This window comes from Salinibacterium sp. G-O1 (assembly GCF_030063305.1).
In the GTDB taxonomy this organism is placed as follows: domain Bacteria; phylum Actinomycetota; class Actinomycetes; order Actinomycetales; family Microbacteriaceae; genus Rhodoglobus.
Map to the genome: position 1 here is coordinate 696499 of NZ_JASISV010000001.1, position 25961 is coordinate 722459.

Sequence of the window (25961 nt, forward strand, 5' to 3'; positions counted from 1 at the left end):
TGTCGGGCGCAGCGCTTAGGCTTGGCCCATGGCGGTCTGGGACGAGTTGACAGGGCAGGCTGAGGCTATTGCGATAGTCGAGGCAGCGGCTTCAGCGTCGGCGATCGGTGGGTCAGGTGACTCGTCGATGACCCATTCTTGGCTCATCACTGGGCCGCCCGGGTCTGGCCGGTCCAACCTCGCCTACGCTTTCGCGACAGCGCTGCTGAGCCCCGGCGATCCCGAGGGTGACGCCGCCGCCGCTCGACAGGTGGCCGCACGCACGCACCCCGATCTCGGTGTGCTGAGCACCGAACGCGTGATCATCGCGATCGAAGAGGTTCGGGCGCTTGTCGCCACGTCACAGTTCTCACCCTCGGTGGGGCGCTACCGCGTCATGATCATCGAAGACGCTGACCGCATGGCGGAGCGAACCTCGAATGTGCTTCTCAAGGCACTCGAAGAGCCGCCGCCCCGCACCGTGTGGATCCTCTGTGCTCCGAGCGAAGCCGACCTCATCCCGACGATCAGGTCGCGCGTGCGCACCGTTCGTCTGCGGGTGCCGGATATCGCCGAGGTTGCCGCTCTGCTCGAGCGTCGCGACGGAGTGGATGCCGCGACCGCGACCCGCGCCGCCCGTGAGGCCCAGTCGCACATCGGTATGGCCCACCGGCTCGCCACGAACGCCGAGGCGCGTGAACGACGCGAGCGCACGCTGGATGTCGCGCTGGGCATCCGCTCGGTGTCGGGTGCCGTCATGGCCGCGGCCTCGATGGTCGATCTGGCCAAGGCCGACGCCGTGGCGATCACGGAACAGCGCGACTCAGAGGAACGCAACTCGGCGTTGCGGTCACTCGGTATCGAACCGGGCGGCACGATACCTCCCGCGCTGCGTAGCCAGCTCAAGAACCTCGATGAAGACCAGAAGAGACGGGCAACACGCAGTCTTCGCGACGGAATCGATCGCATCATGGTCGACCTGCTCACCCTCTATCGCGACATCCTGCTGCTGCAGCTCGGTGTGCCGGGGGAGCCGATCAACGTTCGAATTCTCCCGAGGCTCGAGGCCGCCAGTGCATCGTGCACCGCCGTCGATACGCTGGCGACCATGGATGCCATCGCGACGGCCCGCGAGCGCATCGAGAGCAACGTGCCTCCGGCCCTCGCGCTCGAGGCGATGCTCGTCACCGCGATCCGCGGGAGCCGGGGTTGAGGCGGCGCCCAGTCACAGCACTCGCTGTGGCGCTGGTCGTCACGCTGACCTTGAGCGGCTGTGTCTCGTGGTTCCTCCCGCCCGCCGCGAACACGACGTCGACGCCCACCGGCGAAGATGTTGCGCCGGAACTCGAACCGTTCTACACGCAGATCCTGTCGTGGTCCAACTGCGACGGCGGCATGCAGTGCTCCACCGCAGAGGCCCCGCTCGACTGGAGCGACCCGAGCGGTGACTCCATCGAGCTCGCGCTCGTGCGCCAGCCAACGACATCCTCAGACCGGATTGGGTCGCTCTTGGTCAATCCGGGCGGGCCCGGGGGTTCAGGCTACGACTTCGTGAAAGACAGCGTCGACTACGCCACCGACGACAAGCTTCAATCCCGGTTCGATATCGTCGGCTTCGACCCTCGAGGAGTCAACCGGTCGACGCCGGTGACGTGCTACACCGACCCCGCCGAACTCGACGAATACATTTACGGAATTCTTCCCGGCATGCCCGGCTCAGACGAATGGATCGCTGCGGCCACCGCGTCGACCACGGCTTTCGGCAATCGTTGTCTCGAGTTGACGGGACCGTTGCTCGGCAACGTCGACACCCCGAGCGCCGCCCGCGATCTGGACATGCTGAGGGCGATCCTGGGGGACACGACGCTCAACTACCTCGGATTCTCGTACGGAACGCTGCTCGGGCAGGTGTACGCCGAGCTGTTCCCCGACAAGACCGGCAGGCTCGTGCTCGACGGCGCGGTCGATCCGGCCTCAGATGATTTCGAGGGCACGGCCACCCAGGCGCAGGGCTTCGAGAGCGCACTTCGGGCGTTCCTGAAAGATTGCGACTCGGCAAAAGATTGCCCATTTACGGGGTCGGTTGACTCCTCGCTGACCACGATTCGCGCCCTGCTCGACAGCCTCGACGTCAGTCCGATCGCTAACGACGATGGCCGTCAACTGGGCAGCAGCGCGATGTTCACCGCGATCATCCTGCCCCTGTACAACGCGGGCAACTGGGGTTCGTTACGCGAGCTGTTCAGCACCGTCTTCGAGGGCGATGCCAGCTTCGCTTTCCAGCTGGCCGACGCGTACAACGGTCGTGATGCGAACGGCGAGTATGACAGCAACCAGACTGAGGCTTTCATCAGCATCAACTGCCTGGACGCTCACGGCGGCGGGGATGTGGCGCAGATGCGCTCAGAGGCGGCTGAGCTGAAGAAGCTCGCCCCCGTATTTGGTCCGCAGATGTCGTGGGGTGGCACGGGATGCCCGAATTGGCCGGTTCCGTCGAAGCGCGACCGCGCTCCGATCGTGGCTCCCGGCTCTGCCGACATCCTTGTGGTGGGAACCACGAACGACCCAGCGACCCCGTATTCCTGGGCAGAAACCGTTGCCAACACTCTTGAGAACGGCCACCTCGTCACCTACGACGGAGAAGGCCACACGGCGTACAACAAGTCCAATGACTGCGTGAATAAAGCGGTAGACGATTTCCTCATCGACGGGACTGTGCCGGCGACTGACCCCCAATGTTGACCCGCCCCGTCCGCGCAAAATTGCACTCCGTGCAATAATAAAGGCATGACGACGGATACTGCGACGCCGGGCCTGCGCGAACGAAAACGTCTCGCCACCCGAAGGGCCATCCAGCTCGCGGTGCTTGATCTCGTCGTTGAGCGTGGACTGGACGGCGTCACGGTGGACGAGATCAGCCGAGTCGCCGACGTCTCACCGCGCACTTTCTTCAACTACTTCGCGTCAAAAGAGGAAGCACTGCTGGGTAATCCGCCCGAGCTCCCGTCGGGCGGCCAGGTCGAGGAATTCGTGAACGGCGGCACACCTGGGAGCTTCCTTGACGACATCACGCGACTGCTGATCAGCGCCGGCGAATCCATCACCAATGATGTCGAGATGATGCAGAGGCGCCATGCCCTGCTGAAGCAATACCCCCACCTTTTCGCGATGCGCATGGCCACGATGCGCAAGTTCGAGGAGCAGGTCGCGGCGGTCATCGCCCGCAGGCTGGGTGCCGACGACCCGACGCTGGCGGCCGATCCCATCCGCCTCGGCGAGAGGGCGAGACTCATCACGCTCGTGTCGTTCGGAGCCATGCGTCACGCCTGGACCTGCTGGGCAAACGGGGAATCGCCCGCGAAACTCTCCGAGCGGCTCACCGAAGCTTTCACGGAATTGAAGACACTCTTCGCCTCGCCTCGCGCCTGAGTGTCGTAGCCGCCCCAAATCTCGGCTAGGCTCTCATGCTGTGCCTCGGGTAACCCGGGCCCGCCGCCTTAGCTCAGTCGGTAGAGCATCTCACTCGTAATGAGAAGGTCGTCAGTTCGATTCTGACAGGCGGCTCCGAATTCTGTCCCCCATGTGTGGGGCACCCCGGCAACGAATCGCCCCCAATGCGGGGGTCGACAGGTCGAATACGTCCCTCTGTGCTTGCCACAGCCCTGCCGCACCACATAGCTTTTACGCAGGCACACGTTTTTGGGGGTTGTGCCGCTGTGGTACGGGGGTACACACCATGAAAAAAACTGCGTTCATTTCGACGGTCTTCGCGACCGTCCTGGTTCTCGTCTTGCCGTTCTTCGGTGGAGCGGGTTCCGGACTGAGCACGTCGGTCGTCGCAGACGCCGGTGCTACAGCGCCACCGCTAGCTGCCGTGCCGGTTCCGGCAGGATCATCCATCTCCGCCGCGCCTCGTATCGAGATAGCCACAACCACGCAGGTGATCGACGAGCCTGTGCTCCAGAGTGTCGCCGCGTCCGTTGGAGTTGCCAGCCGCGAGTGGGAGAGCCTGAAGCCAACGGCCGTGCCCAAGTCGGTCGCGCTGATCGGAGGCTCTTCGCAGAGCTCAGCCTGCACCAGCGATGTGAGTGGCACCGTCGGGGCCGCACCCGCCGCGGTTTCGGCCCAGGGTGTTGCAGGCACCACCTCTGACGACCTCGCCTCTTTCGCATACCAGTACAACGCGACGAGGATCGCGAACTGCCTCGAACCGATTTCCTACTCGAACTTCCGCTACGACTCCTGCATGGAGGCACGACTGTTCTGGATGGCCGAGTCGCCCAGCCCTGACCCTCTTGACGCCTGGGGCCACATCGGTTCGGTGCGCAGCGACGGTGTGCCGAGCACCGGCTGTGACGGAAACCTCGCGGGCGGTTCGGGCAACACCGGAGCAACCGTCGCCCAGAAGTGGTGGAACTCGACCTCGCATCGTGCCTCGTTGTATCGTCCAGGCTCCAGCATCGCCGGCGCCTGCATCGCATTCGCGATGTCGCATGGTGGAATCGACGAGCCCGTGTCGTTCGTCAGGGCCGCCGCGCGCTGGACCACCTGCTAGAGCTACGAGCGACTCGGTCGCTCTCGGTATCATTGACCGATGAGCGACGTGCAGCAGCCTTCGGCTGAATCCGGCTGGAACCTGAGGGCTCTGATAGCGAAGAACCCGACCGTCTGGCTGGTCTCGGCGCTCGCCGTGGTGTTCCTGCTTCTTGCCACCGCAGCGTTGTCGCTGGGGTTGGCATCGTCATCCGCACCCACGGCGGTTGTGGTCACCCCGACGAGCACCTCGACGGCGAAACCCGGCCGGGTGCAACCCGCCGGACTGTCCCCGGCGAGTCGCCTGCGCACGTGTTCGGTGAGCGGGGCGGCCGCGGATCCGGATTTGGGGAATCTCGCCGCATCCGTGATTTCGGCTACCACCGGTGAACTGCTTTTTGACCGGTCCGGGGCATCACCGCAGAGTCCCGCAGGTGTACTCCAATTGCTGACTGCCGCCACTGCCATCGCGACGCTCGGCCCCGGCGCAACACTGTCGACGAAAGTTATGGATGGCACCGCCCCCGGTTCGATCGTGCTGGTGGGTGGCGGGGATGCGACGCTATCGACGACCTCAAATAGCGTCTACGACGACGCACCGCTGCTGTCGGACCTAGCGACCGCTGCGATGGAGAAGTACACGATCGCGCACCCCGACGTGCCCATCACCAGCGTCATCCTTGACGCTTCCCTCTGGGACCCGGCTGACAACTGGGACCCGTCGTGGCCGGTTTCGGAGCGCACCGAGGGCTACCAGCCTTTTGTTACGGCTCTCATGGTGGACGGTGACAGGGCCGACCCCACGAGGCTCATCAGCCCTCGAGGGGACGACCCGGTCACCAGGGCCGGCGAGGCTTTCGTCGCTGCTGCGGGTCTCACCGATGTTGTGCTGTCCAACGGAACGGCGAACGGGTCGACCGTGCTCGCCGAGGTGTCGTCGCAACCTGTGGCGACACTCGTCAGCCAGATGCTGATGACCAGCGACAACGCCCTGGCCGAGATGCTGGTGCGGGCAAGCTCGCTCAAAAAGGGCCTCGGTGGTTCGTCTTCGTCGGTGCAGGAGGTCGTACGCGGGACGCTTGCTGGCCTCGGGATGACCGGCACCGATGTGCTCGTCATCAAGGACGGCTCGGGCGTGAGCGCCAACAACGCGGTACCGCCGGCGTTTGTCGCGCAGCTGATGGTCAAGGTCCGGGCGGGAGATGCCGGACTCGGTGCCGTCCATGACGGTTTGCCGGTGGGCGGCGACTCGGGCGACCTGTCAGACAGGTTCACCGGCGATAACGCCACTGCCGGGGCGGCAACGCTCGCCAAGTCCGGCTGGATCTATCACGAGCGATCGCTGGCGGGAACTGTCACAGCGTCCGACGGTATTGCCCTGACGTTTGCCTTCTATGGCCTCGGTGACGCCATTTCGTTCGATACCCGTGAGGCTCTCGATTCCCTCGTTGCCGCGGTGTACGACTGCGGTAACAACCTGAGCAACAACTGACCGGGAGCGGATGACGTGACCTCGGCGCTTTTCATCATCGATGTGCAGAACGATTTCACGGAGGGCGGGGCGCTCGGTGTCGCTGGCGGGGGAGCGGTAGCTGCTGGCATCGCGCGGCTGCTGCTGGAGCATCCCGGTCGCTACGATCACGTCTTCGCATCCCGCGACTGGCACGATGGCGATAACGACAACGGCGGGCATTTCAGCGCAACACCGGATTTCGTCGACAGCTGGCCGGTGCATTGCGTTGCTGGCACCATCGGAGCCAGCTACCACGAAGCCCTCGAGCCTGCGCTCACGGCCGCCCCTGGCGTCATCCACGTGCGTAAGGGGCAGGGGGAGCCCGCCTACTCGATTTTCGAGGGGTCCACCGAGGGCGGCGAGACGGTTCAGGATGCGCTCGAGCGCCTGAACGTGACCGACATCGATGTGGTCGGGATCGCCACGGACTACTGCGTGCTGGCCTCGGCCGTCGACGCGCTGGCCGCCGGATACGACGTCCGCGTGCTCACGGACCTCATCGCCGGGGTCGCACCGCAGTCGAGCGACGCTGCCCTGGAGAGGCTTGCCTCCGGCGGGGCCATCGTCGTGGAGTCACCACTGGGGTTGAACGGTGGCTGAGCGCACCGACGACAGCGACTCGTTCGAACCACTCGGCGAGCCGCACGAGGTCGAACCTCTCCGCACGAGAGGTCAGGGTCTGCGTCTCGCCGTCTCGCTGGTGCTCGCTGGCCTCGTCATCGGCGGAATCGTCGCCGCCGGCACGACGGTGGTCGGTGGTTTCGCACAGACCGAAGCGGGACTGTGTCGCATCACCTGGGCATCATGCACCGAACTGTCGCTGAACAGTGTCGAGTCTCTCAGCGGGCTCGACTTCCCGGAGGGCACCGAGGTCGTGAGCGGGTTCTCACGCGAATCGTCAGCCACGCCCGAATTCCGGGCAGAGATCATCCTGCCCGAGGGTGCGCAATTCACGCTTTCCACCGGCTACGACGCGCTCGAGGAGCCCCAGCCGGGACTCGTCCCCGCTGTTGACGACGCCGAGCTCAGCGACGTGCGCTACTGGTCGCGCTTCAGGCAGGTGGCGGGCAGCACAGCGGCCGCGGCACAGGGGGTCGACGCGCAGGGTCGCACGGTCATCCTGTTCGATACTCACAGTCTCGGATAGCCGTGCCGGTCATTCCCATTTCGGATCTGTCAGATCCGAGGCTCAAAGACTTTTCACACCAGACGGATGTCGCGCTCAAGAAAGCGCAGGGCACTGAGCACGGGCTCTACATTGCGGAGTCCGCGCTGGTGCTCGAGCGAGCGCTGGCAGCCGGACACCGACCGCGCTCCGTGTTGGCGCTCGGCAACACGGTGGATGAGGCGGTCGCGCTGGTCGGGCCGGATGTTCCCGTGTTCTCGGGCCCGCCGGAGTTGCTCGAGCAGCTCACCGGGTACCTGCTGCACCGAGGACTCATCGCGTCAATGCACAGGCCAGCGCTGCCGCCGGTCGAGCAGCTTCTGGCGAGCGCGCGGCGAGTGGTGATCCTCGAGAACGTGGCCGACCCGACAAACGTTGGCGCTATCTTCCGCTCGGTCGCCGGGATCGGTGCAGACGCTGTGCTGGTCACGGCACGATGCTCTGATCCGTTCTATCGGCGGGCGATCCGGGTGTCGATGGGCACAGTGCTGCAGGTTCCGTGGACCAGGATCGGGCCGTGGGCCGAGGCGCGCGAGCAGCTCCAGGGGTTCCACATCGCGGCCCTCGCCCTCAGCCCGGAGGCGGTGTCGCTGCGGGAGTTCGCAGCGACGGCCACCGACCGCATTGCCCTAGTGCTCGGCGCAGAGGGGGAGGGGCTCACGCCGGAGGCGATTGCCGCGGCCGACTCCGTCGTGAAGATCCCGATGGCACACGGGATCGACTCGCTGAATGTCGCCGCCACGGCGGCCGTCGCGATGTACGCCCTGGCCTAGAGCGCGCGCATGCTGTTGTTGCGCGCGTCGTGCGTGAGCTCGGCCTTGCCCAGTTTTTCCAGCAGCGGCGGAAGGTACATCCCGAAGCGACCGCGGTAGCCCTTGCGCAGCCCGTACCAGCCGCCGACCGGGTTTGATTCCGACCTGCCCCATGCCTCGACGGTTCCGTCAGCGGGGGACTTGCTCTCATCGGCGGCACCCAGCGGCACCCAATCGCCTTGCTCCCCGAGCCACGCGGTGAGGTCGTCGATGGCTCGCGCCTGGTATTTCAGTGTCGTGGATCCGACCTGGCAGACCAGTTCATCGCCCTCGATGAACATCGTGTAGCTCGAGCTGCCGGGAGCCGTCACTAGCTCCCACGGGCTGTCTTTCGTACCTTCGGTCATGGTCGAACGGTACACCTCGCCGATTGCCGGCGAAAGCTGTCCAACTAGACCAGCAGCTGGTGCTTCGCGAGCTGCTTGTAGAGCGGGGTGGTCTGCACGAGCTCGGAGTGGGTGCCGATACCGACGACCCTCCCATGGTCGAGCACGACGATCTGGTCTGAGTCGACCACGGTCGACAACCTGTGCGCAATCACGATGAGCGTGCGGTTTTCGGCCACGGCATCGATAGCCTCGCGCAGCAACTGCTCGTTGAGGCCGTCCAGGGAGGAGGTCGATTCATCCAGCAACAGGATGGGCGCTGCCGCGAGCAGCGCCCGGGCGATGGCGAGCCGCTGCCGCTCCCCGCCCGAGAGCATGACCCCGTCTTCGCCGACCGGGGCCTCGAGGCCGAGTTCGTTTCGCTCGAGCACCTCGGTGAGGTTCACCGATCGCAGTACGTCGATGCACTCCTGGTCGGTCGCGTGGGGCGCACCGATTCTCAAATTCTCGGCTAGCGTGCCGGCGAGCACGGGAGCGTCCTGCTCGACATACCCGATCTGTGACCTCAGGTCGGTGCGGTCGAGGGCGCGCAGGTCGACGCCGCCCAGCCTCACGACGCCACCCTGTGGGTCGTAGAAGCGCTCGATCAGCGCGAGGATGGTGCTCTTTCCGGCTCCGGATGGCCCCACCAGGGCAGTGCGCTGGCCGCGCGCGGCCGAGAACGACACACCATGCAGCACACCTGTCGGCTCGGCCGATTCGGTGTCTTCCTGCGCTGGCGCCTCCGCGTTGTCGCCGGCGACGGGCGCCACCGCGTACTGGAAGTCGACATCGTGGAACGAGATCGCGTCGACCGACGCGATCGGGGGCTGCGCGTCATCCGCGATCCTGGAATCGTGCTGGCTCTCGGTGGGCAGAGTGATGATCTCCTGGATGCGTCCGAGCGCACCGAGCGCCTGGTTGACGGAGTTGACGGCGCCAAAAGCGGTGGTGAGCGGCATGATCATCATGAACAGGAACAGGATGAACGACACCAGGCTCGCGATGGTGATGGCCCCACTGGCCACCCTGAACCCGCCGACTCCCAGCACCATGAGCAGCGACACCTGCAACGCGATCCCGGCAATGGGTACGACGAGTGCGGAGATCTTCGCGACCGCAATGCCCATATCCCAGGCACCCTTCGCCTCCTTCTCGATGGTGGCGATCTCACGGTCAGTGGCGTTGGATGCCCGCACCGTGCGAATGGCGCTGAGCGCTCGTTCGACGGCGGCGGCGAGGTCGCCCACCTTCTCCTGCTGCTTGCGGCTGGCCACCCGGATGCGCGCGGAGAGCATCACCACTGTCACCACGGATATCGCGATGACAAGCACGGTGAGTCCGAGCAGGATGGGGTCGATGATCAGCATCGCGATGAGCGCGCCGACGAACACGAGTGCGCCGCCGATCGCGTCAACCAGGCCCTGGGTGATCACGGCGTAGAGCAGCGTCGTGTCTGAACCGACGCGCGAGACGAGGTCGCCGGTGCGGCGGGAGTCATACTCGCTGATCGGCAGCCGCAGCATCCGTCGAATGAGCTGCCGACGAGCGGAGAGCACGACCGAGGTGCCGGTGCGCTGAAGGAGGTAGTGCTGGAAGCCGCTGATGATGGCGGCGGCCACCACGAGACCAACGAGCACCCAGACGAGCATGCCGAGGGGGTCGTTGTTCTGCACCCGCGTGATGACCTGGCTGACCAGCAACGGTTGTGCCAACGACGCGGCAGCCCCGACGATGCTCAACCCGATGACGACGCTCAGGATCTTCTTGTGCTCGCCCAGGTATGGCAGAAGCTGTCCGAACGTGGCGCGTGGGCCACCGTCATCCTTGGCGCCGAAACGCGAACGACGGGTGCGTGTGGGGGAGCTGCTCATTGTTCCTTCAGTCTTTTGCGGGCGCTGGCCCACCCACGAGCGTACGTCGTGGAAGCTGTGTGTCGGTGTCGCACGACGTGTGCTCCACCTGCCGCTATGAGTTGCGGATGCCCCGCAGAACAATCGCGGTGGCGAGGGCTGCCTCGGCAGCCTCGGCGCCTTTGTCTTCCTTGGAGCCGGGCAGCCCGGCGCGGTCGATGCCTTGCTGTTCGTTGTCCAGGGTGAGCACCCCGAAGCCGACCGGCTTGCCGGTGTCGATGGCGACACGGGTGAGTCCGTCTGTTGCGGCGGCACTCACGTACTCGAAGTGCGGGGTTCCCCCACGCACGATCACGCCGAGCGCCACCACGGCGTCGGCGCCGGCATCGAGCGCGACCTTCGCCGCCACCGGCAGTTCGAAGCTTCCGGGAACCTGAATCTCGGTGACCTCAGCGCCCGAGGCGAGCAGCACCCGGCGGGCGCCAGCAAGCAGCCCCTCCGCGATTCGGTGGTGCCACAGTCCGGAGACGATGGTGACCTTCAGGCCGGTGCCATCGGTGTCGAGTACGGGATGTCCTTCGCCGCTCATGAATTTTCAGCCTTTCGTGCCGTGGACGCGGCAAGCGCCTCATCGAGCACATCGGTGGTGGGAATCACGTGACCCATGCGGTCACGCTTGGCTTCGAGGTACCCCTCGTTGAACTCTCCGACACCGACGACGAGGGGCACGCGCTCGTCGATGGTGATGCCGCGCTCCTCGAGCTGGCGAAGCTTCTCGGGGTTATTGGTGATGGCCCTGACCCGGCCGATGCCGAGATCGTTCAGGATGGCGACCGCCGCGCTGTAGTCGCGACCGTCGGCCGAGAAGCCGAGGGCGAGGTTCGCGTCGAGGGTGTCGAGTCCGTCCTCCTGAAGTCGGTAGGCCTTCAGCTTGTTGATGAGCCCGATGCCGCGACCCTCGTGCCCGCGCATGTAGATGACGACTCCGCCCTGCTCGTGAATCATGTCGAGCGCAGCGTCCAACTGGGGGCCGCATTCGCATTTGCCGGAGTGGAAGACCTCACCGGTGAGGCACTCGGAGTGCACGCGCAGAAGCGTTCCATCGGTGGGTGTTCCCGAGATGATGGCGAGGTGGTCGGCTCCGGTCATCCTGTCGCGGTAGGCCCTGAAGCGGAATGCTCCGTGGGCCGTGGGCACCGTCGTCTCCACCTCGAAGATCACGCGGGACGTCTCCGGGATCTCGACGGCAAGCGGCACCTGCGAGTCGCAGTGCCATTCCTGCAGGTAGTCGATGAGCGCCGCGATCGTGACGACCGGGATGTCCATGGCCGCACCGAGCGCGATGAGGCCGGGAAGGCGCATCATCTCGCCGTCGTCCGCGACGATCTCGCCGATCGCACCCACCGGAACCAGCCCGGCAAGCTTCAGCAGGTCGACCGTGGCCTCGGTGTGTCCGGGGCGCTCGCGCACCCCGCCGTCGACAGCACGCAGCGGGATGATGTGCCCTGGGCGGTTGAGACTCATCGGCGTGGATGTCACGTCCGCCAGCACCCGCAGGGTGTGAGCCCGATCGGCGGCACTGATTCCCGTGCTCATGCGATCCGCGGCATCCACGCTCACCGTGTACGCCGTCCTCAGCGGATCCTCGTTGTCGACGACCATCAGGGGCAACTCGAGCCGGTCGGCGATCTCGTTGGTCATGGGGGCGCAGATGAACCCCGAGGTGTTGCGAATCGTCCACGCCAGCCATTCCTGGGTGGCCGTCTGGGCGGCCAGGATGACGTCGCCCTCGTTCTCGCGACTCTCGTTATCTGCGACGATGATCGGCTTTCCCGCGCGCAGAGCGTCGAGGGCAGCGGGAATGTTCGTAAGACTCATCGGTCTGACCTTCCATCAAAACTCAGCATCCGTTCGACGTGTCTGGCCAGGATGTCCGTCTCGATGTTCACGGAATCGCCCACCACCTTGGCGCCGAGCACCGTCGCGACCAGGGTCTCGGGGATCAGCGAGACCTCAAACCAGTCCGCGCCGACCGCGCTGACGGTGAGCGAGACGCCATCCACGGCGATGGATCCCTTGCGCGCGACGAGGGGTGCGATGTCCGGGGTCAGGCTGAAACGCAGCACCCGCCAGGCGCTTCCCTCGTCGATCGAGAGCAGCGATGCTGTGCCGTCGATGTGGCCCTGCACGATGTGCCCGCCGAGGCGGTCGCCGACCTGTGCTGCTCGCTCGATATTCACGGCCTGGCCAGCAGAAATGCCTCCAAACGTCGACATGGCGATCGACTCCGCCATCACGTCGGCGGTGAACCAGTCAGTGCCCTGGTCGACGACGGTTAGGCAGACTCCGCTCACCGAGATGGAGTCGCCGTGGCGAGCATCACTCACGGCCAGGGGTGCGCGAACGGTGATGCGGGCAGCGTCGCCGTTGACCTCCCAGGCCGTGACTTCGCCCAGTTCTTCGATGATTCCGGTAAACACTAGTGACCTGCTTCTGTCATGGGTCTTGCGACCAGGAGGATGTCGTTGCCGAGGTGTTCAACGGCGGTGATACGCAATTCGCGGGCGTCGCCGACGTGCGTCACGCCGATGTCTCCGATGGCGAGGCGGTCGCCACCCAGCAGTTTCGGGGCGAGGTAGATGAGGTATTCGTCGACGAGTCCTGCTGCGACGAAGGCACTCGCGAGCGTCGGCCCGCCTTCGACGAAGGCGCGCCGGATTCCCTGTTCGAACAGCCAGGTCAGGATCTCTTCGAGGTTGCGGCTGCCGGTCTCCAGCACCCCTCGCGGGTGATCCCACAGTTTCGCCGTGCCAGGGATCTGGCGCTCGCCGATGACGATGGGCAGCGGCTGCTCGGCCAGCAGCTCGCCGGCATCGCCCCGCGCGGTAAGCGAGGGGTCATCGTCGAACACCGTCCCGGTGCCGACCAGGATGGCGTCGTTGGCCGCGCGCTGCTCGTGCACACGCTGCCGCGACGCCGTTCCCGTGATCCACTGGCTCGAACCATCGGCCGCTGCCGCCCTGCCGTCGAGACTCGACGCCCACTTGACCGTCACGAATGGCCGCCCCAGCTTCGTCGCCAGCAGCCAGGCGCGCTGAAACTCAGTGGCCTCGGCGGCCAGAACGCCCGCAATCACGTCCAGGCCGGCGTCGCGCAGTCGTGCGGCACCACCAGCCGAGGTGGGTCCCGGGTCCGACACGGCGTACACGACGCGTTCGACACCAGCGGTGACGAGCGCTTCGCTGCAGGGGCCGGTGCGACCCGTGTGGTTGCAGGGCTCAAGCGTGACCACCGCGGTCAGCCCGACGGCGGTGTCCACCTTCGAAAGCGCGTCCACCTCGGCATGGGGCGTACCCGAGCCGCGGTGCCAACCTTCCGCGACGACCGTGCCGGTGGCATCCAGCAGCACGCAGCCGACCTGCGGGTTGACGCCGGTGGCCGGTCCGTGGGCCGCGAGTTCGAGGGCACGACGCATGGCGGGCTCGAAGCCCTGCCCTGCGGTCGGTGGCACTGCACTCAGTGGCACTGCACTCAGCGGCACTGCACTCGGTGGCACTGCACTCATCCGGTGTCCTCGTCTCGGTGAAAGACGGACTCCGGGTTAACGGTCGTGAGACCTGCGGCGCGACCTGATTGCCGTGACGCTCGTGCTGCCTCTCATCCGGACTGAGGATTGTTGCCAACCCATTACCGTCGGTCCCGGAGTTTCACCAGGTCAACCACATCGAGGCTTTCGCCCTTCAGTGGCTCGCGGACTATCACCGCCGGTTCGGACTTTCACCGACCCCGGAGCACGTATTTACTGCTTACGAGTCTAGTCAACCTCCCGGGGCCCGCGATATTCCCGAGACATATAGTGAGTCACATGCGAGTTGAAAACACTGTTGCTCTGATCACGGGCGGAGCGTCGGGGCTGGGTCTTGCCACTGCACGCAGGCTTCTGGATGGCGGTGCCACCGTCGTGATCGCCGATCTGGAGACCTCCCGAGGGGTCGAGGTCGCGGCCGAACTCGGGTCGCGCGCCCACTTCGTGCCCACGGATGTCACGAGCGAATCGGATGCCATCCGCGCCGTCGAGGCGGCGGCGAGCCTGGGCGGGCTCGACATCCTCGTCAACTGCGCCGGAATCGCTCCGGCGGCCAGGGTGGTCGGCAAGAAGGGACCCTTCCCGCTCGACAGCTTCAGCCGGGTGATTGAGATCAACCTCATCGGCACTTTCAACATGATCCGCATCGCTGCGGCGAGCATGGCCGAGCAGCCGACCGACGACGAGGAACGAGGGGTCATCGTCAACACGGCCTCGGTGGCAGCGTTCGACGGTCAGATCGGGCAGGCCGCGTACTCGGCCTCGAAGTCCGGGGTGGTCGGGATGACACTGCCCATCGCCCGCGAACTCGCGCAGTTCAAGATCCGCGTGGTCACGATCGCGCCGGGAATCTTTCACACGCCAATGTTCGACGCGCTACCCGCAGACTCGATCGCGTCGCTCGGTGCTCAGGTGCCGCATCCCGCCCGGCTGGGTAAGCCCGAGGAGTACGCGTCGCTGGTCGCCCACATCGTCGACAACCCGATGCTCAATGGCGAGACGATCCGCCTCGACGGCGCGATCAGGATGGCGCCGCGCTAGCCGAACAGCTTCTGCAGCCGCTGCACGCCCTCCAGCAGCGCTTCGTCGCCGAGCGCGTACGAGAGTCGCAGGTAACCCGATGGGCCGAAGGCCTCGCCGGGCACCACAGCGACCTCGGCCTGGTCGAGGATCAGGTCCGCGAGCTCGAGCGAGGTCGTGGGCGTGACCCCGCCCCATTCGCGACCGAGCAGCCCCGTGACATCCGGGTACACATAGAAGGCGCCCTCGGGGTTGGGGCAGACGAGACCGTCGATCTTGTTGAGCTCGGACACGATCAGCTTGCGGCGGCGGTCGAACGACTGGCGCATGACCTCGATCTGGTCCTGCGGGCCCGTGAGGGCTTCTATCGCCGCTCGCTGCGAGATGTTCGACACGTTCGACGACAGGTGTGATTGCAGGTTCGACGCGGCCTTGATGGCATCGGCGGGGCCGACCATCCAGCCGAGCCGCCATCCCGTCATGGCGTAAGACTTGGCGACCCCGTTGACCAGGATGGTGCGGTCAGCGAGCGCCGGCACCGCTTCGACCACGGACACGGCCCTGACGCCGTCGTAGACCAGGTTCTGATAGATCTCGTCCGAGATGACCCACAGCCCGTGTTCGAGCGCCCACTCGCCGATGGCGCGGGTTTGCTCGGGGGAGTAGACGGCGCCCGTGGGGTTCGACGGCGAGACGAACAGCAGCACCTTCGTGCGGTCGGTGCGTGCTGCCTCGAGCTGCTCGACCGTGACGAGGTAGTTCTGGTCGGCCCCGGCGAAGACGTCGACCGGCACACCGCCGGCGAGCTGGATCGCCTCGGGGTACGTCGTCCAGTACGGAGCCGGCAGCAGCACTTCGTCTCCGGGGTCGAGCAACGTTGCGAAGGATTGGTACACGGCCTGCTTACCGCCGTTGGTGACGATGACCTGTGAGGCGCTGACATCCCATCCGCTGTCGCGCAGGGTCTTGGCGGCGATCGCTTCGCGCAGTTCGGGCAGGCCGGCCGCTGGCGTGTAGCGATAGTTCTTCGGGTCGAGAACGGCCCGGGATGCCGCATCCACGATGTTCGACGGAGTCGCGAAGTCGGGCTCCCCAGCTGCGTAGCTGATGACGGGCCGACCCTCGGCCTGGAGGGCCTTGGCCTTCGCGTCGACCTTCAGGGTGGCGGATTCGGCGATGGCGGCGATACGACGGGAGATGCGGGTCTGAGTCACGGGTCAAGTTTACGGCGGTCGCCTCTCGGTCGCACACGCCACGGTGGCCGGAACCGGACGTGGGTCCTGGTTCCGGCCACCGGGCTGTCATCGGCCGGCTGTGCGTCAGTCTGTGGCGACGGATTTCGCGTGGTTGCGCCGGTAGCCTTCCCGCGCCAGGTAGGCACCCGCCGCGAGCAGAGCGAGAATGACGGCGATCAGTGTGGCAATTCCGACGCCGGTGTACGCAAGACGGTTTGTCGCCGAGGTGATCGGCGCTCCCGCACCGGCGCCATTTCCGTTGATCTCGGTGGGCACGCTGGTTCCGAGTCCGCCGCCGTTGCAGTTCGATGTGCAGTTGGGGTCTGGATTCGACGCTCCGGGAGTGCAGTTGGTTGCACACGAGTCAACGATCCTGGTGACATTCGGCCCGACGCTGGCCTGCGCCAGGTTGACGGTGGCGCCTTTCGAGGATCCTGCGCCCCCGAGCACGGTAACCCTGACCGCGGTCTGCGTGAACATTGCATCCTTGCTGCCATGGGCACCCCGGGTGAGTTCCTGCAGGTTCACCTTCACCGATATGACGGAAGTCAACACGGTGCCGACGCCTTTGCTGCCGAGCAGACCATCGACCGCCGGGTTGAGCAGACCGGCGTTGAGCCGGTCAACGACCTGCGCCACGGCGCCGTCCGAGTCGAACAGCGAGTCGTTCAGTCCTGCTGCCAGACCGTCAAGGATCAGGTCGGCGTCGATTTTTGCAGAGACCGTCCCGCCCAGGAGGGAGACCGACGCAGCGGCCGTCGCGGCCGTGCCGCCCAGGATCTGCTGCACGGTTCCCTTGATGTCGACGTTGACCGTGCTGCGCAGATCCGGCAACGCCTTCGAGACCACGTCGCAGACTGTCTTCGTGGTGTACCCGATGACGCCCTGAGTCACTGTGGTTCCGCCGGTGGTCCCCGTGGTGCCACCAAGCAGACCACCCAGGCCGCCCAGGACACCGCCGGTGATCGGCGTGACGATGTCGCCGATGATTGGCACTTGGATGTCCCTACAGATTTGGCTATCAAGTGACCTCTGCGGAGACAGCATGTCGAGGTCAGCGTGCACGGTCACCTGCGCTCCGCGAAGAGCGACAGTCACCTTTTCGGCGATCTGATCGGTGAGGGTCGACACGGTGTCGGTAATGCCGTTCAGGATCTGGTTGACGACCGGGCCCGAGAGTAGCTCCGTTCCGGGAGCGAGATCGTTGAGCTTTCCCCCTGAGAACTGTGCGAGATCGACCGAGACCTCACCCGTCTGGAGGTTGAACGTCACCCCGCCGTTGCCGTACGTGCCCGTGAGCAAGGGCTGGACCGCCCCGTGCACATCGGCCGTCACGACCGCAGACACGTTGGCTGACGACCCGATGGCTCCGAGGACGGGGTCGACGACGCGGTCGACGGCGTTGCCGAGAATGCCATCGTTTCCGCTCAGGCTGGCAATCGCGGCATCCACCGGCAGGAGCGCCGTATTCACCTTCGGGCTGAGTTGGGCGATGGCTGGGCTCGTGAACGACAGCGTCGCTTCCGCCAGCGTGTAATCGCCCGACGCGGTCGTCAGGCTCGCCCTAGCCTCGGCGGCTACGGCGTCGAGCGAGAGCTTCAGGTCACTCAGGACGGGAGCGTACGTGCCATTGAGCAGTGAGTTGAGGTGAAGATCGATGTCGTCACCCTTGCCGATGGCTCCAGACGTGGCCATCGACGATCCGTCTTTGGCGGCCTGGGCGAACTGGTGCAGGATTCTCGCGTCCAGAACGTCACCGAGCCTCAGGTGCGCGGCGTTCCCGCTGTTCACGCCAATCGTGTTCAACGCCGTCACCGACAGCGGGTCGCTGCTGCTCTGCATCGGCTGTGAGCCGTTGTTGCTCGCGAATGCCGGCGTGAGTTCGACGATCGAATTAAGATCGAGGCCGAGCAGAGTGCCAGACAGGAACTGCCCCTCGCCGTAGGAGGCTGGCAGGGTGGCGGCGGATGCTGCGCCAGGACCCGCTAGGGCAAATCCCACCGTGAGAGCGCAGATTCCTACGGATGCGCCGACCCGTTTGACGACAGACGCGGCAGCACTCCCTACTGGCTTTCCGAAGTGTGATGAATGTGGTGTGAACACGACTGGTACCTTCCTGATCCTGGTGAGAGGGTGAGGAAGCTGTGGTGCGATCTGCGTCGAAATCAACTCGGGTTGTCTCTGACTGGAGACGGTGAGCTTGACGAATACTGCCTGACCTCAGCTTCGTTGCGCCCTAAAAGCGGGTACTGCTCGATATTTAGCTGTGCCGAACGCGAGCGGGTATGTCTCGCAGGCGACACATCGAGTCGTCGCTTATTTAAAGAGACAGCCCATGACGCCATCTATGACGAGCGTTATGAGACTTTTTCATCAAGGGTTTTGGGCGCGACACAGTCCCCGCCGGAGCGGGCTATGTCGACGGGGAATGCTGAGCTACGGCCTGCCGAGACCGCGGTAGGTCCAGCCCGCCGCGCGGAAAGCCGCGGAGTCCAGGCTGTTGCGACCGTCAACCATGATGCGGTTCCGCACGAGCCGGCCTGCCCACTCCGCGTCAAGGTGCCGAAATTCTTCCCACTCGGTGACGAGCACCACGGCATCCGCGTCGGTCAGCGCTTCCTCGAGGGTGTCGACGTAATCGAGTTGAGGATGCAGCTTCCGCGCATTCGCGATCGCGTGCGGGTCTGTGGCGACTACTGTGGCGCCGAGTCCGCGGAGCTGCACAGCGACATCCAATGCCGGAGAGTCGCGGATGTCGTCGGAATAGGGCTTGAATGCGAGACCCAGCACGGCCACCTTTTTGAGGTTGACGGAACCTCCGAGCGATTCGACGGTCAGGTCGACAACCCGCTGCCGCCGACGGAGGTTGATGGCATCCACCTCTTTGAGGAACGCTACGGACTCACCCCTGCCGAGCTCTTCCGCTCGCGCAGTGAACGCCCTGATGTCCTTGGGCAGGCAGCCTCCGCCGAACCCGACACCGGCGCCCAGGAATCGTCGCCCGATCCTGACATCCAAGCCGATGGCGTCCGCCAGCTGTGTCACGTCCGCACCGGTGACCTCAGCAATCTCGGCCATCGCATTGATGAAAGAAATCTTGGTGGCCAGGAACGCGTTTGCGGAGACTTTCACCAACTCGGCGGTCGCGTAGTCGGTGGCGATCAGCGGTGTGCCCGCATTCAGCGCCGAGCTGTACACGCCATCCAGCAATGCCTTCGCCGCGGAGGCAGCCTGCTCCTCGGGGGGCAGGCCGTAGACGAGCCGGTCGGGTGAGATGGTGTCTTTGACTGCGAATCCTTCCCGCAGAAATTCCGGGTTCCATGCCAGCATCGCATCGGCCCCTGACTCCGAAATCATCGATGCGAGCGCTTCGGCAGTTCCCACAGGAACTGTCGACTTTCCCACGACCAGATCGCCCGGATTCAGGAACGGGATGAGGTCACGCACTGCGCCGTTCACGTAGGTGAGATCGGCGGCGTACGACCCCTTCTTCTGCGGCGTGCCGACGGCGATGAAATGCACCTGCGAGCCTTTGGCATCTTCCATGCTGGTCGAGAACCGCAGCCGTCCGGTCGCAGTAGCTGATACCAGGATCTCGGGAAGCCCCGGTTCGAAGAAGGGGGCCTCGCCGGCCGACAGCGCGTCGATCTTGGCCTGGTCGACGTCGATGCCGACGACGTCGTGGCCCAGTTCGGCCATCGCTGCGGCATGTACGGCGCCAAGGTAACCGCATCCGATCACGGAAAGTTTGATGGTGACTCTTTTCGTCGGGGTCGAGTAGTAGTTTGCCGCAATCTGTGGGATTTGGTGTTCAACTTGGATGACGTACACTGGTGGAGGTAGTTGAAATCTGCCAAGCTTTTGCGCGCCCTCCCCTAGTGACAGCGGGGGAATGTGGTTCGTCAGAAAGCGAAGGGCGGTGGCTCAATTGGTAGAGCAGCGGTCTCCAAAACCGCAGGTTGCAGGTTCAAGTCCTGTCCGCCCTGCAAATCCCTGAACGCAGTTCTGCGTGCAGGGGTATCGGAAGGTGTAAACGAATGGCGAGAAACGTGGTTGACGATCCCAGCGAGGACGTCGTAGCCAATGCCAAGAGTGATCGCGCCCAGAAACAGGGGCCATTCGCTGGCATCATGCTGTTCTTGCGCCAGGTCATCGGGGAATTGCGCAAGGTGGTTACACCGACGCGCAAGGAGCTCGTGAGCTTCACCCTCGTCGTCCTGGTATTCGTCGTCATCATGATGGCTCTGGTTTCAGGGCTCGACTTCGGCTTCAGCGCCCTGGTCAACTTCCTGTTCGGCGATCCGACAGTCGCAGGCTGATCGAACCAGTTTTTCGGCGATCGACGTTTCGCCCCATGAACAACAGCAACGAAAAGAGATTTTGTGTCTGAGAACCACCGCGACGACTTCGAGCTCGCTACGGCAGCAGAGCAGTCTGGTGAGGTCGACGAAGTGCAGACGGGTAACACCGACGCCGCCGCCTCCCACTCGGAAGATGCGGCTGAGCACGAGGCGATGCACGTGATCGATGACGACGAGGAAGAGGGCGACCTCGCAGGACTCCTCGAGGCTCTCGACGCCGCGATCGACCCCGAGGCAGACTCGATCGTCGATCACGCTCTCGACGTCGATTCAGTGGATGAGGCCGACGCCTCAGTGGCGGCAACCGACGACGAAGCCGACATCGAGGCAGAGGAAGAGGCCGCAGAAAAGCCCGGCGTCACCCCGTACGACGGACCCGACCTCGGCGACGACGCGGATGCAAGCGACGTTGACCCGTATGACGCGTTCAAAGCTGAGCTGCGCGAGAAGCCGGGCAAGTGGTACGTCATCCACTCCTACGCAGGCTTCGAGAAGCGCGTGAAGCAGAACATCGACAACCGCAAGATCTCAATGGCCATGGAAGACTACGTCTTCGAGGTTCAGGTACCGATGGAAGACGTCGTCGAGATCAAGAACGGCCAGCGCAAGCTCGTCAACCGCGTGCGCATTCCCGGATACGTGCTTGTACGTATGGATCTCAACGAAGACAGCTGGTCTGTTGTTCGACACACCCCCGGCGTCACCGGGTTCGTGGGCAACTCGCACAACCCGCGCCCGCTTCGTTTCGAAGAGGCCTTCAACATGCTCAAGAGCCTCGTGCAGATCGTCGAAGCTCCTGCCGTGAAGGGTGCGCCCGGCAAGGGCAAGACCCCGACACGAGTCATCCCGGCCGAGATCGATTTCGAGATCGGCGAGACCATCACCATCAAGGAAGGTTCGTTCGCGGGCCTGCCCGGCTCGATCAGCGAGATCAAGGCCGAGAGCGGCAAGCTCATCGTGCTCGTGTCGCTCTTCGAGCGTGAGACCCCGGTCGAGCTCAGCTTCGACCAGGTCACCAAGATGTAGTTTTTTTTCAGAGGGCAGGGCGCATTCCGGGTGAAGACCCGGGTGCGCCCTTTCTTCGTTTGATCAGGCCGCGCGAGTGACCTGACTGCGGGTCGGTGTCCAGTCAGGAATTCCGGGCCCGCGCACGTAGGGAATGCCTGCGAACATTCGGTACTGCCACGGCCCGGCGTCGACTATTCGATGGTGCCAGTAGCACAGCAGGATGCCATTATCGAGCGCGGTGGGCCCGTCATCTCGGTCGGGGATCACGTGATGAGCCTGCAACATGTAGTGGGGGCTGGTGCACCCGGGCGTGGAGCAGCCGAGCCCGTCCCGGGCCACCATCCCCAGTCTCTGCATAGGGGTGAAGCAGCGTTGCGGCGAACTGATTGCGGTGACGGAACCGGTCTCGTCGGTGGTCACGACGCGGTACCCGCCGGCGTCGATGAAGCGTTCGATGGTGCGCCGGGATACCGGGAAGGGGGAGTCGGCCATGATGCCGATCGCATCTGAGTCGCGGCCGCTCTGGTTGGCGAGATCGGCGGCCGTCACGGTGACCAGCACCGAGACCGGCTGCCCGTCGAGACGGGGTGCGCCTGCTCCCGCGGCCGCTGCGATGAAGATCTCGCCGAGCGCATCGTGGCGGCGCTGCCCAGGGGTGCGCGAGTCGTAGCCGCTGGCGAGCTCGTCGGTACTCGCGAGAATGGATTCTGGATCGCTAAACCTCGGGGAGCGGCGATGATCTTCCAGCAGCCCGGCGAGCAGCGAACCGATCTCGGGTATCAGCCTGCCATTGGCAGGTATCAGGCCATCTTCGTCGGGCGCGCCGAGTCGAAACTGCCGACGACGTGTCGCACGTTCTTCGCGGGGGCGGGCACCGTCGGGGTCTGCTGCCGCCGTGACCTGACGGATCTCTCCGGCGAGGTAATTGACAGACACCGTGGCCGCAACGGCATCACCCGCGGGGGATAGGCCGCACGCAAGATTCACCATCACGCTCTCGGCAGCCTCGAGAACCCGAAACGACGTGCGCCCGGCGATCGATGCCAGTTCCGTGGCGATCAGCGTCGCGGCATCCAGTCCAACCGCGCCAGCATTGAGCGCATCGCCCACCAACGCATGCGGAGCCGGCAGCGAACCGCCAGTGAGCCCCCTGTCTGCGCACACCGCTGCAGCGACCTTTAGGCGTGCGCCCGCCGACCGCTCCGAGATGCGCGCCAGCGACGCGACCGCAGCAATGGGCGACGCATACCCCAGACGCTCAGCGATGGCGGAGTCGCCCACTATGGGGGCAAGCACTCGCACTCGCGCGCAATCCATCAACCGACCGGCCGACTCGACCATCGCCACGGCGTCGGCCACCGGATATGTCGCGTTCTCGTCGCAGAGAAGTTCAACCAAGGCAGCCACTTCGTGGGCGACGGCCTGTACCTGACCGGCGATTGTCGAGGGGTGAACCATACCATGATCGTACCGGACATTCGAACATATGTACACCCCCATTCGGGGGGTGGGCCGCACTTCTCAATGGCCAACCACCGACATTTACCGTAAGATAAACAGGTTGCCCTTTCTGGGGCGACCGCACCGCATCCGTCGGATGTCGGGAGAGCTGTCCAACACCGGCCAGTTCGAACAGAAAAGGAAAATAATGGCACCGAAAAAGAAGGTTACGGGTCTGATCAAGCTTCAGATTCAGGCCGGCGCCGCCAACCCCGCACCGCCCATCGGGCCTGCGCTGGGTCAGCACGGCGTTAACATCATGGAGTTCTGCAAGGCGTACAACGCTGCGACCGAGTCGCAGCGCGGCAACGTCATCCCGGTGGAGATCACCGTCTACGAGGACCGTTCGTTCACGTTCATCCTCAAGACCCCGCCGGCGGCAGAGCTCATCAAGAAGGCAGCAGGAGTTGCCAAGGGCTCCGGAACTCCGCACACCGTCAAGGTTGCGAAGCTCACCAAGGACCAGGTTCGCACGATTGCCGAGCAGAAGATGGTTGACCTCAACGCAAACGACGTAGAGGGCGCGATGAAGATCATCGCGGGAACCGCTCGCTCAATGGGAATCACGGTGGAGGCATAATGTCCAAGAATTCCAAGGCATACAAGGCCGCCGTCGAGAAGATCGAAGACGGCAAGTTCTACACGGCTACCGAGGCAGTCGCTGTTGCTCGCGAGACCGGATCGAAGAAATTCGACTCCACGGTCGAGGTTGCACTGAAGCTCGGTGTCGACCCGCGTAAGGCAGACCAGATGGTGCGCGGCACCGTCATCCTGCCCCACGGAACCGGTAAGACCGCCCGCGTCATCGTCTTCGCAACGGGACCGGCCGCAGACGCCGCCATCGCAGCAGGCGCCGACGAGGTCGGTGGAGCCGAGCTCATCGAGAAGGTTGCCGGCGGCTACACGTCGTTCGACGCCGCAGTCTCGACCCCTGAGCTCATGGGCCAGGTCGGTCGTCTCGGAAAGGTGCTTGGCCCCCGCGGCCTCATGCCCAACCCGAAGACCGGCACCGTGACCCAGGACACCGCCAAGGCAGTGTCTGAGATCAAGGGCGGAAAGATCGAGTTCCGCGTCGACAAGCACTCCAACGTGCACTTCGTCGTGGGCAAGGCAGGCTTCACCCACGACCAGCTGAGCGAGAACATCAAGGCAGCGATCGACGAGATCGTTCGCTCAAAGCCCAGCTCGTCAAAGGGTCGTTACATCACCAAGGGAACCGTCTCGACGACGTTTGGCCCGGGCATCCCGCTCGACGTCAACTCGCTGGCGTAATTCACTTCCGGGAAAGGGGTCGACTTCGGTCGGCCCCTTTTCTGCGTCCCCGCTCGCCCCGTACACTTTCCGAAATGACGGAGATCTCGTGACAAAAGCCCCCAAAACGGCCCCAGGGGCCGCCAAAACCCCGCCACCTCCGTCATTTCGGAAGGCAGAGGTAGAGGAGCGGGCGCAGGCTCCGGTGCAGGCGCAGGCGCAGGTGCGGGGCGCGGGGCCGGATGACACGGCGCTCCTTCACCGGGTAGCCGCCGAAACCTTCCCGCTGGCGTGCCCCCCGGACACCCCGCTCGAGAGCATCGAGACCTTCATCTCGCAGAACCTGTCGGAGGCGGCCTTCGCCGGCTACCTGTCGGACCCGGAACGCGCTCTGTTCATCGCCGAGGTCGATGGCGGTATTGCCGGCTACGCGATGGTGGTTCACGGCGACCCGACGGATGCCGATGTGCTGGCATCCGTCAGCACCCGCCCGACCGCAGAACTGAGCAAGCTCTATGTGCGAGCCGCGTTCCATGGCGCGCGGGTTGCCGCGGCTCTCGTCGAGGCAGCCGTCAGTGCAGCGAACGCTCGGGGTGCGCGCTCGGTGTGGCTGGGCGTCAACGACCAGAACGAGCGGGCGAACCGTTTCTACGAGAAGAATGGATTTGTGAAGGTCGGCGCCAAGACCTTCCGTCTGGGTGAACGGCTGGAAAGCGACTTCGTTCGCGAACGACCGCTCCGCTGAGTTCAGCCGGGACTGACGGTGAGCACGATCTTGCCGCGCGTGTGTCCGGTCTCCAGCGCTGTGTGTGCTTCCGCGGCCTGATCGAGGTCGAAGACCTGATCGACGAAGACGCGAATATCACCGGATTCGAGCAACCGCGAGATGACGCTCAGTGTCGCTCCGTCTGCCGGCACTTTATACCCCGTCGCGCGAACTCCGGCGGCCGCTGCGTCCTCGGCCATGGTGGGCCACGCGCCGCTCGGCACGCTCACGATGAGACCTCCCGGCTTGAGTACGCCGAGCGATCGGGTGGCGGTCTCTTCCGTGAGATTGCCGACGAGGTCGATGACGACGTCGAGATCGGAGGTGACATCCTCAAATCTGCTAAGGGTGTGATCGATAACCTGGCTCGCCCCAAGGTCGCGCAGCCAGCCGGTGTTGCGAGTGGACCCCGTGGTGATGACGCGGGCGCCAAAGTAGTTGGCGAACTGGATCGCGAAGTGACCTACTCCGCCCGACCCGGCATGAATCAGGATGCGCTGACCCTCGTGCGCTTTCGCGACGTCAACAACGGCTCCCCATGCGGTGAGCGCAGCCAACGGCACGGCCGCCGCCTCGACGTGGGAGAGGGATGTGGGTTTCTTCGCGATGCAGGTCGCCGGAACGGCGACGTACTCGGCGTAGGTTCCGCCGAACCGGGGAACCATGGTCATCCCGTACACCTCGTCCCCGACTTTGATGGGATGCGATGTGTAGGGCGACTCGACGACGTGGCCGCTGAAATCGTTGCCGAGCACGACCGGAAACGCGCCGAACGCCGCCGCGACCCCGGCGCCGGCGCGGGACTTGGCATCGATCGGGTTGACGCTGGCGGCAACCACTTTCACCAGAAATTCGGCGTTGACCGTGATCGGCCGTGCAATCTCTGAGAGGTGCAAGACGTCTGGCGAACCGGTTGCATCAATCACGATGGCGCGCATTGTGCTCATCTGCTGGCCTCCCTGCCGGTGTTCTTCCACCAGTAAACGGCTCCAATGAGTCAACGTTGTTTCGGCA

General features: G+C 64.8%; 25 protein-coding genes, 2 tRNA genes and 1 riboswitch. Of the genes, 16 read left to right on the forward strand and 11 right to left on the reverse strand.

The window, feature by feature from the left end; genetic code table 11:
• Positions 1-28: 28 nt before the first annotated feature.
• From QMG83_RS03450 to QMG83_RS03490, 9 genes are all read left to right on the forward strand, one after another.
• The gene (locus tag QMG83_RS03450; protein ID WP_283503953.1) at positions 29-1192 is read left to right on the forward strand and encodes a DNA polymerase III subunit delta'; all 1164 of its coding nucleotides are present in this window, start codon (positions 29-31) and stop codon (positions 1190-1192) included.
• Entirely contained in the window at positions 1189-2721 is a 1533-nt protein-coding gene (locus QMG83_RS03455) for an alpha/beta hydrolase (protein ID WP_283503954.1), read from the forward strand. The genes QMG83_RS03450 and QMG83_RS03455 overlap by 4 nt, the downstream gene beginning before the upstream one ends.
• A 45-nt stretch (positions 2722-2766) precedes the next feature.
• The gene (locus QMG83_RS03460) at positions 2767-3408 is read left to right on the forward strand and encodes a TetR/AcrR family transcriptional regulator (RefSeq protein ID WP_283503955.1); all 642 of its coding nucleotides are present in this window, start codon (positions 2767-2769) and stop codon (positions 3406-3408) included.
• A gap of 62 nt (positions 3409-3470) precedes the next feature.
• A tRNA-Thr gene (locus QMG83_RS03465) sits at positions 3471-3543 on the forward strand.
• A 172-nt stretch (positions 3544-3715) separates the two neighbouring features.
• Entirely contained in the window at positions 3716-4534 is an 819-nt protein-coding gene (locus QMG83_RS03470) for a hypothetical protein (protein ID WP_283503956.1), read from the forward strand.
• A 39-nt stretch (positions 4535-4573) separates the two neighbouring features.
• Complete coding sequence (locus QMG83_RS03475; RefSeq protein ID WP_283503957.1) at positions 4574-6004, forward strand: D-alanyl-D-alanine carboxypeptidase/D-alanyl-D-alanine-endopeptidase; 1431 nt, start codon at positions 4574-4576, stop codon at positions 6002-6004.
• 15 nt (positions 6005-6019) lie between these two features.
• Positions 6020-6625, forward strand: coding sequence for an isochorismatase family protein (locus tag QMG83_RS03480; RefSeq protein ID WP_283503958.1), 606 nt, complete (start codon positions 6020-6022; stop codon positions 6623-6625).
• Positions 6618-7172, forward strand: coding sequence for a hypothetical protein (locus QMG83_RS03485; RefSeq protein ID WP_283503959.1), 555 nt, complete (start codon positions 6618-6620; stop codon positions 7170-7172). The genes QMG83_RS03480 and QMG83_RS03485 overlap by 8 nt, the downstream gene beginning before the upstream one ends.
• A gap of 2 nt (positions 7173-7174) precedes the next feature.
• On the forward strand, positions 7175-7963 hold the full coding sequence (locus QMG83_RS03490; RefSeq protein WP_283503960.1) for a TrmH family RNA methyltransferase: 789 nt from the start codon (positions 7175-7177) through the stop codon (positions 7961-7963).
• Here the strand turns inward: QMG83_RS03490 and QMG83_RS03495 are convergent.
• From QMG83_RS03495 to ribD, 6 genes are all read right to left on the reverse strand, one after another.
• Complete coding sequence (locus QMG83_RS03495; protein ID WP_283503961.1) at positions 7960-8349, reverse strand: DUF6855 family protein; 390 nt, start codon at positions 8347-8349, stop codon at positions 7960-7962. The two genes, QMG83_RS03490 and QMG83_RS03495, sit on opposite strands and share 4 nt — an antisense overlap.
• A 44-nt stretch (positions 8350-8393) precedes the next feature.
• The gene (locus QMG83_RS03500; protein WP_283503962.1) at positions 8394-10241 is read right to left on the reverse strand and encodes an ABC transporter ATP-binding protein; all 1848 of its coding nucleotides are present in this window, start codon (positions 10239-10241) and stop codon (positions 8394-8396) included.
• Positions 10242-10335: 94 nt separating this feature from the next.
• Positions 10336-10809, reverse strand: coding sequence for a 6,7-dimethyl-8-ribityllumazine synthase (gene ribH, locus QMG83_RS03505; protein WP_283503963.1), 474 nt, complete (start codon positions 10807-10809; stop codon positions 10336-10338).
• Positions 10806-12098 (reverse strand): GTP cyclohydrolase II, encoded by a 1293-nt coding sequence (gene ribA / locus QMG83_RS03510; RefSeq protein WP_283503964.1) that lies wholly within the window; start codon positions 12096-12098, stop codon positions 10806-10808. The genes ribH and ribA overlap by 4 nt, the downstream gene beginning before the upstream one ends.
• Complete coding sequence (locus QMG83_RS03515) at positions 12095-12700, reverse strand: riboflavin synthase (RefSeq protein WP_283503965.1); 606 nt, start codon at positions 12698-12700, stop codon at positions 12095-12097. The genes ribA and QMG83_RS03515 overlap by 4 nt, the downstream gene beginning before the upstream one ends.
• Complete coding sequence (gene ribD / locus QMG83_RS03520; RefSeq protein ID WP_283504514.1) at positions 12700-13695, reverse strand: bifunctional diaminohydroxyphosphoribosylaminopyrimidine deaminase/5-amino-6-(5-phosphoribosylamino)uracil reductase RibD; 996 nt, start codon at positions 13693-13695, stop codon at positions 12700-12702. Before ribD ends, QMG83_RS03515 begins: the two co-directional genes overlap by 1 nt.
• A 169-nt stretch (positions 13696-13864) precedes the next feature.
• Positions 13865-14018: riboswitch (FMN riboswitch) on the reverse strand.
• Positions 14019-14085: 67 nt separating this feature from the next.
• Here ribD and QMG83_RS03525 point away from each other — a divergent pair.
• Positions 14086-14847 (forward strand): 3-hydroxyacyl-CoA dehydrogenase, encoded by a 762-nt coding sequence (locus QMG83_RS03525; protein ID WP_283503966.1) that lies wholly within the window; start codon positions 14086-14088, stop codon positions 14845-14847.
• On the opposite strand, the gene QMG83_RS03530 is transcribed toward QMG83_RS03525, so the two are convergent.
• The 3 genes from QMG83_RS03530 to QMG83_RS03540 form a co-directional block, all read right to left on the reverse strand.
• Positions 14844-16040, reverse strand: coding sequence for a pyridoxal phosphate-dependent aminotransferase (locus tag QMG83_RS03530; RefSeq protein WP_283503967.1), 1197 nt, complete (start codon positions 16038-16040; stop codon positions 14844-14846). The genes QMG83_RS03525 and QMG83_RS03530 overlap by 4 nt on opposite strands.
• Positions 16041-16145: 105 nt before the next feature.
• Complete coding sequence (locus QMG83_RS03535) at positions 16146-18164, reverse strand: choice-of-anchor G family protein (RefSeq protein ID WP_283503968.1); 2019 nt, start codon at positions 18162-18164, stop codon at positions 16146-16148.
• Positions 18165-18497: 333 nt separating this feature from the next.
• Positions 18498-19814, reverse strand: coding sequence for a UDP-glucose dehydrogenase family protein (locus QMG83_RS03540; protein WP_283504515.1), 1317 nt, complete (start codon positions 19812-19814; stop codon positions 18498-18500).
• A gap of 160 nt (positions 19815-19974) precedes the next feature.
• Here QMG83_RS03540 and QMG83_RS03545 point away from each other — a divergent pair.
• The 3 genes from QMG83_RS03545 (at position 19975) to nusG (ending at position 21448) form a co-directional block, all read left to right on the forward strand.
• Positions 19975-20047 (forward strand) — tRNA-Trp (locus QMG83_RS03545).
• Between the two features lie 51 nt (positions 20048-20098).
• Positions 20099-20380 carry a preprotein translocase subunit SecE gene (gene secE / locus QMG83_RS03550; RefSeq protein ID WP_283503969.1) on the forward strand — a complete coding sequence of 94 codons (282 nt, stop codon included), beginning with the start codon at positions 20099-20101 and terminating at the stop codon, positions 20378-20380.
• A gap of 63 nt (positions 20381-20443) precedes the next feature.
• Complete coding sequence (gene nusG, locus QMG83_RS03555) at positions 20444-21448, forward strand: transcription termination/antitermination protein NusG (RefSeq protein ID WP_283503970.1); 1005 nt, start codon at positions 20444-20446, stop codon at positions 21446-21448.
• A gap of 63 nt (positions 21449-21511) precedes the next feature.
• Here nusG and QMG83_RS03560 read toward each other — a convergent pair whose 3' ends face one another.
• Positions 21512-22888 (reverse strand): HNH endonuclease signature motif containing protein, encoded by a 1377-nt coding sequence (locus QMG83_RS03560; RefSeq protein ID WP_283503971.1) that lies wholly within the window; start codon positions 22886-22888, stop codon positions 21512-21514.
• A gap of 190 nt (positions 22889-23078) precedes the next feature.
• Between QMG83_RS03560 and rplK the strand changes: the two genes are divergently transcribed.
• From rplK to QMG83_RS03575, 3 genes are all read left to right on the forward strand, one after another.
• Positions 23079-23510, forward strand: coding sequence for a 50S ribosomal protein L11 (rplK, locus tag QMG83_RS03565; protein WP_097060284.1), 432 nt, complete (start codon positions 23079-23081; stop codon positions 23508-23510).
• Positions 23510-24202, forward strand: a complete 693-nt coding sequence (rplA, locus tag QMG83_RS03570; RefSeq protein ID WP_283503972.1) for a 50S ribosomal protein L1 — start codon at positions 23510-23512, stop codon at positions 24200-24202. The genes rplK and rplA overlap by 1 nt, the downstream gene beginning before the upstream one ends.
• A gap of 88 nt (positions 24203-24290) precedes the next feature.
• Positions 24291-24926, forward strand: coding sequence for a GNAT family N-acetyltransferase (locus QMG83_RS03575; protein WP_283503973.1), 636 nt, complete (start codon positions 24291-24293; stop codon positions 24924-24926).
• Between the two features lie 2 nt (positions 24927-24928).
• Here the strand turns inward: QMG83_RS03575 and QMG83_RS03580 are convergent, their stop codons facing one another.
• Entirely contained in the window at positions 24929-25894 is a 966-nt protein-coding gene (locus QMG83_RS03580) for an NADP-dependent oxidoreductase (RefSeq protein ID WP_502948991.1), read from the reverse strand.
• Positions 25895-25961: the final 67 nt, after the last annotated feature.

Bases quoted from the DNA above. Each gene is read 5' to 3' on its own strand.
- QMG83_RS03450 (WP_283503953.1), top strand. From the start codon at position 29: ATGGCGGTCTGGGACGAGTTGACAGGGCAGGCTGAGGCTATTGCGATA.
- QMG83_RS03460 (WP_283503955.1), top strand. From the start codon at position 2,767: ATGACGACGGATACTGCGACGCCGGGCCTGCGCGAACGAAAACGTCTC.
- QMG83_RS03470 (WP_283503956.1), top strand. From the start codon at position 3,716: ATGAAAAAAACTGCGTTCATTTCGACGGTCTTCGCGACCGTCCTGGTT.
- QMG83_RS03475 (WP_283503957.1), top strand. From the start codon at position 4,574: ATGAGCGACGTGCAGCAGCCTTCGGCTGAATCCGGCTGGAACCTGAGG.
- QMG83_RS03495 (WP_283503961.1), bottom strand. From the start codon at position 8,349: ATGACCGAAGGTACGAAAGACAGCCCGTGGGAGCTAGTGACGGCTCCC.
- QMG83_RS03500 (WP_283503962.1), bottom strand. From the start codon at position 10,241: ATGAGCAGCTCCCCCACACGCACCCGTCGTTCGCGTTTCGGCGCCAAG.
- ribH (WP_283503963.1), bottom strand. From the start codon at position 10,809: ATGAGCGGCGAAGGACATCCCGTACTCGACACCGATGGCACCGGCCTG.
- ribA (WP_283503964.1), bottom strand. From the start codon at position 12,098: ATGAGTCTTACGAACATTCCCGCTGCCCTCGACGCTCTGCGCGCGGGA.
- ribD (WP_283504514.1), bottom strand. From the start codon at position 13,695: ATGCGTCGTGCCCTCGAACTCGCGGCCCACGGACCGGCCACCGGCGTC.
- QMG83_RS03525 (WP_283503966.1), top strand. From the start codon at position 14,086: ATGCGAGTTGAAAACACTGTTGCTCTGATCACGGGCGGAGCGTCGGGG.
- secE (WP_283503969.1), top strand. From the start codon at position 20,099: ATGGCGAGAAACGTGGTTGACGATCCCAGCGAGGACGTCGTAGCCAAT.
- QMG83_RS03560 (WP_283503971.1), bottom strand. From the start codon at position 22,888: ATGGTTCACCCCTCGACAATCGCCGGTCAGGTACAGGCCGTCGCCCAC.
- rplK (WP_097060284.1), top strand. From the start codon at position 23,079: ATGGCACCGAAAAAGAAGGTTACGGGTCTGATCAAGCTTCAGATTCAG.
- rplA (WP_283503972.1), top strand. From the start codon at position 23,510: ATGTCCAAGAATTCCAAGGCATACAAGGCCGCCGTCGAGAAGATCGAA.
- QMG83_RS03580 (WP_502948991.1), bottom strand. From the start codon at position 25,894: ATGAGCACAATGCGCGCCATCGTGATTGATGCAACCGGTTCGCCAGAC.